Below are 5,271 nucleotides of genomic sequence, written 5' to 3'. Positions count from 1 at the left end.
CAAACATTTAACAAAGAACTGAAAAACATAAAAGAAAACAGCTTAGATTATGAAGATGGATTAGAAAAATTAGATGATTTATGTAATAGATTTAAATCTAAATATCCAAACTTCATAAAGCATATTCAATCTAATAAAGAGAGATAATTTAAAGAATGGAAAATGGAAAAACCTATACCTGTTTTTAAAGGAGCTTCTTATGAAACTTTACAATTGTTTAATAAAAAGTTTTCAATCCAGACACAAAATTATTGACAAGTCTCCTCTTTGATTTCTTAGCTTTGTAAGCTGATGCTTACAGGTCTTCTAATATCTTTAGTTTTACTTCTATTTCTTTTTCTGCATCTGGTTTTGGTTTATAAAGCTCTCCATCGAAAAACATTCTTCCGTACTCTGCAATAAAGTATGAATCAGTCTTATCTATTTTGACTCTTGTCATTTTAGCTTCCATAAACTTCTTTATTGAAAATGGATTTATCGCTGCTACTTTATAGTCATTTTCATACAGATAATTAGCAAGTTTACTCCATTAAGATAAGCATATCTGACTGCTTAAACTTTTTAAGATAAGGCTTTATTTTCATTTCAAACTCAACCGGGTCTGATTTAACTTCAAAAGTTTCTTTCTTGTTACCATACAAAACTGTAGCAGTGAATGAGTTTTTAGATACATCTACTCCTATGATGAATACCTCCTTTCATAAAATACTTGACATGAGAGAAACTTCCTGATAACCTATCATCGCAGTCAATACAGGCTTAAAAGCCTAATGTTCTGATTCAGATTTTAGGAAGTTTTAGGAAGGACAGTCTAAAACATTCTACAGCGGTCTTAAAAGACCAATGACAAAGACTTGATCTGTCCTTCTTTTTTTCTTCCATGTCTGTAATTATTATAAAACTTATTCTTTTAATGTTTAAAAAATTTTGGTATATTTAATATACGATGACGGAAAGACAAATTTACAAAAATTTTGGAACACTCTTATTATTAAACAGACTAATTAAAAAAGCAAGGGCAATCAAAATTGAAAAAATAAGATAACGATTAGATTATACAATTTTAGCATCAGTTTTAACCTCTAAACTCAATAAGCTTTTATAACAAATGCAAAATGATATTATGTCAAAGCTTAAAAATTTTTTCCGCACTCTCATCGAAAATTGAAGAATGCTTTAAAATTTTTATTAAAATCTAGAAAGTAACCTATACTTTTACAGTAATATCTAAGCATGCAACGAATTTCATTTTTTAAATTCTCTCGCACAACATATTTCTAATTACATACATAAAATTCAGCTCTTCACCTCTCATGTCTTAATCTTTAACATCCATCATAAAAATTTGACAAGAAGTAATTTAAATTATAATATGTTTAATGATTAGCATAAAAAAGGAGTGATGAATATGGAATTTTTATCTCAAAAAGTAGAGTTTGATATCAATATGATAAAGAAATACGACAAGCCAGCGCCAAGATATACCAGTTATCCACCGGCTACAGAATTTACACCGGATATAGATAAAGCTGAGTATGTAAAGAAAATAATTCAATCTAATGAAAGAAAAACACCGTTATCTCTATATTTCCATATTCCATTTTGTGAAAATGCTTGTCATTTTTGTGGTTGTAATGTAATAATCACAAGAAGAAAAGAAGTAGTTAAGCCTTATTTAGACCATCTTTATAAAGAGATGGACTTATACAAAACTCTTATAGATGTTAACAATAGAAATGTTGTTCAGCTTCATTGGGGTGGTGGTACTCCAAACTATCTTTCAGATGAAGAGACAGTAGAACTTTTTGATGAGATTAAAAAAAGATTTCAAATAGATGAAAAAGCAGAGATATCAATAGAAATAGACCCAAGACATGTTGATAGGGATAGAATTTTTCTGCTAAGAAAAGTAGGTTTTAACAGAGCAAGCTTTGGAATCCAAGACTTTAATCCAAAAGTACAAGAAGCGGTAAACAGAATCCAGCCGGAGGAGATGATTTTTAACGTTATGAAATGGTTTAGAGAAGCGGGCTTTGAAAGTGTAAACATAGATTTAATCTATGGACTACCTTATCAAACACTTGAAACTTTTTCAGATACAATAGATAAAACCATCAAATTAAACCCGGATAGGATCGCAGTTTTTAACTTTGCATACGTTCCATGGCTTAAAAGACTGCAAAGAAATATAGATGAAAAAACTCTTCCACCACCGGAGGAAAAACTAAAAATTCTCCAAATGACAATAGAAAAGCTTACAAAGGCAGGATATGTGTTCATCGGTATGGACCACTTTGCAAAGCCAAATGATGAGTTGGCAATAGCACAAAGAGAAAGAACACTTCATAGAAACTTCCAGGGATACACAACAAAGGCAGAAGCTGAGCTTTTTGGATTTGGAGCTACCTCTATAAGCATGCTTTATGACGCTTACGTTCAAAACTACAAAGTTTTAAGAGATTATTACGAGCCAGTAGAAAACGGTCAGCTGCCGATAGAAAGAGGTGTATATCTAACTCAAGATGATATTATTAGAAGAGAAGTTATAATGAAGCTTATGTGTCATTTCAGACTGATAAAATCAGAAATAGAAGAAAAATTCAACATAAAATTTGATGAGTATTTTAAACAAGAATTAGAAAGCTTAAAAGAAATGGAGGAAGACGGACTGTTAACACTATATCCAGATAGAATAGACGTGTTACCTATTGGAAGACTTCTAATCAGAAATATCGCATCTACTTTTGATGTATATTTAAGAAACAAAAAAGAAAGAAGATTTTCAAAGGCTATATGAGTAAACAGCAGATACTTAACGATATACTAAAAAAGCTTGACCTTATACTGTCTGCTTACATCAAACAGCCGTTTATTGAAGACTCTTTATTAAAAGAATACTCAGCGTTTTTATTTTATAACTCAGCTCTACAGCCAGTTAAAGATTATGCAAAAGTTAATATAGATAATCTAATAGGCATAGATTATCAAAAACAAGAGATAATTAAAAATACAGAAAAGTTTATAAAAGGACTGCCAGCGAATAACGTATTACTATGGGGAGAAAGAGGCACAGGAAAATCTTCCTTAGTAAAGGCTATGCTTCCAATGTTTGCCGATAAAGGCTTAAAAATCATCCAAGTTTTAAAAGAAGATATTTTAAGCGTATTTAAACTTTATCCTGTAATAAAAAATCAAGATGCTTACTTTATTCTATTTATAGATGACCTTTCTTTTGAAAGCGATGAGAAAGACTTTAAAAAGTTTAAAACAATTCTTGACGGTGGACTTTTTGAAATTCCAGAAAACATGCTATTTTACGTCACTTCGAATAAGAAAAATCTAATTCCTATCAAATTTTCAGATAGAGAAGATAGTCAGTACACTAGACAGTCAGATATATTAGAAGAAAAACTATCTCTAGTAGATAGGTTTGGTTTAAGACTCGGATTTTTTAGATTTGACAAAGAAAATTTTATCAAAATAGTTAAACATTATGCCGCTATTTACAACATTAACATAGATGAAAGATTGCTAATAGAAAAAGCATTAGCCTATGCAGCAGAATATGGGACTTACAACGGAAGAACAGCATTAAACTTTATAAAGAGCCTGTAAGGAGTTTGTAGATTGAATATTGAGTATAAATTTTTTCTCTCTTATGCTCTTGTACTGATTTCAATGTACATAATCTACAAAGAGAAGATAGGGTTAGAAAAAGATGTATTAATTAGCAGCATTAGAGCCTTTTTTCAGCTTTTGATACTTGGCTATGCTTTAATATACATCCTAAAGCTATCTAACCCGTTTGAGCTGACTTTAATATTATTTTTTATGATATTGTTTGCAACCTTTACAGCACAAAGAGCAGTTAAAATTTACGATGGTTATAAAATTGCGTTTTTATCAATATTTCTGTCTTCATTTATAATTATAGGAATCTTAGTTTTGCTTGGAGTTTTACAGTTAAAAGCTAATGAGATTGTTCCAATCGGTGGAATGATTATTGGCAATGCCTTAAATGCTTACACTCAAACAATAGAAAGATTTAGAAACGATGTTAAAAATAATATAGGTTTGATAGAAGCTTTTCTTGCTGTTGGTGCATCTTTAAAAGAAGCAGAAAAAATTCAGATTAGAAACTCTATCAAAGCAGCAATGATACCTATCTTAAACAACCTTAAAACTCTTGGCATCATATGGATACCGGGCATTACAGCAGGTATTGTATTAGCCGGAGCCGACCCATTGCAGGCTGTATTTTTCCAGCTTGTAATTATGTATAGTATGCTAAGCGTTGCAGTTTTTACTTCCTATTTTGCAACAAATTTGTCTTATAAAAAGATACTATGGTCATTGTGATTAATATATTATTTTGTTATTAATATACACGCCTTGGGTGAGAGGTTAGTGGTTTTTGTAAAATTTAAAGATTAGATCCTTCGGACTTCGTCCTCAGGATGACAGCCAAAGATTGATTGATAGACATCAAATAAAAGGCAACATTACTTGTCATTCTGAGCGAAGCGAAGAATCTCCTAATTTTACCCAATTTCTCACCCGATGTGCATTTTATATTTTGTTAATAATATACTCTGAAGGTTTGAGATGTTTAAACTGATTTACAGCCTTTTGTACGCATTAGCTTTAATAATTATCTTACCTGTTTTATACTTATACTTCAAAAAGAAAGGATACGATTTTCATCTTAAAGAGAGATTTTTACTAAAAAAAATAAATACACAAAAGCCTACAATTTGGATACACTGTGCAAGTGTTGGAGAGATAAAAACAGCACTACCAGTAATAAACTATCTAAAAACTTACCAGGACTATGAATTATTGATAACAATCTTTTCAGTCAGAGCTTACGATTTTGCTGTCAAAAATCTAAACGGCATAAAAATTACATATCTTCCATTTGATTTATCTTTCTTAATAAAAAAATTTATAAAAAACTACAAGCCAAAGATTTTAATCATCCAAGAGGCTGAATTTTGGTTTAATTTAATTACAACTTCTTGTAAATACATTCCGGTAATTTCAATAAACACAAGCATTTCAGAAAAATCAAAGAGAAATATTACAAGATTTAGATTTTACTTTAAGCCTATTTTAAATAGCTTCTCTAAAATTATTGTTAGAACAAAAAAAGATAAGGAATTTTTATCTCAGTTTGTAAATCCTTCTAAAATAAATATCTGCGGAAATTTAAAATTGTTATCAGAAGTAAGGCATAAAGAAGTAAACTTAGAAAAATCAAAAAAAATCATT

The 5,271-nt window shown here is 30.1% G+C and carries 4 protein-coding genes and 2 pseudogenes; 5 read left to right on the top strand and 1 reads right to left on the bottom strand.

Translation table 11 applies throughout. The features are described from left to right. Positions 1-255, top strand: a pseudogene (locus SULYE_RS08825) (IS256 family transposase); the annotation flags it as partial. Here SULYE_RS08825 and SULYE_RS08745 read toward each other — a convergent pair. Next, positions 253-686, bottom strand: a pseudogene (locus SULYE_RS08745) (IS110 family transposase); the annotation flags it as partial. The pseudogenes SULYE_RS08825 and SULYE_RS08745 overlap by 3 nt on opposite strands. Before the next feature lie 722 nt (positions 687-1,408). On the opposite strand from SULYE_RS08745, the gene hemN reads away from it, so the two are divergent. The 4 genes from hemN to SULYE_RS05550 form a co-directional block, all read left to right on the top strand. Then, the gene (hemN, locus tag SULYE_RS05565; RefSeq protein WP_007547380.1) at positions 1,409-2,797 is read left to right on the top strand and encodes an oxygen-independent coproporphyrinogen III oxidase; all 1,389 of its coding nucleotides are present in this window, start codon (positions 1,409-1,411) and stop codon (positions 2,795-2,797) included. Next, complete coding sequence (locus tag SULYE_RS05560) at positions 2,794-3,615, top strand: ATP-binding protein (RefSeq protein WP_007547379.1); 822 nt, start codon at positions 2,794-2,796, stop codon at positions 3,613-3,615. Before hemN ends, SULYE_RS05560 begins: the two co-directional genes overlap by 4 nt. A 12-nt stretch (positions 3,616-3,627) precedes the next feature. Continuing rightward, the gene (locus SULYE_RS05555; protein ID WP_007547377.1) at positions 3,628-4,359 is read left to right on the top strand and encodes an ABC transporter permease; all 732 of its coding nucleotides are present in this window, start codon (positions 3,628-3,630) and stop codon (positions 4,357-4,359) included. Between the two features lie 246 nt (positions 4,360-4,605). Continuing rightward, positions 4,606-5,271, top strand: a 666-nt coding sequence (locus SULYE_RS05550) for a 3-deoxy-D-manno-octulosonic acid transferase (RefSeq protein WP_007547375.1), incomplete at its 3' end; no start/stop codon positions are given.

The organism is Sulfurihydrogenibium yellowstonense SS-5, assembly GCF_000173615.1.
GTDB lineage: Bacteria > Aquificota > Aquificia > Aquificales > Hydrogenothermaceae > Sulfurihydrogenibium > Sulfurihydrogenibium yellowstonense.
This window is presented reverse-complemented; position numbering and strand designations above follow the sequence as displayed.

What these genes read in the sequence shown, in the direction of transcription:
- hemN (WP_007547380.1), top strand. Translation starts at nt 1,409, where the DNA reads ATGGAATTTTTATCTCAAAAAGTAGAGTTTGATATCAATATGATAAAG.
- SULYE_RS05560 (WP_007547379.1), top strand. Translation starts at nt 2,794, where the DNA reads ATGAGTAAACAGCAGATACTTAACGATATACTAAAAAAGCTTGACCTT.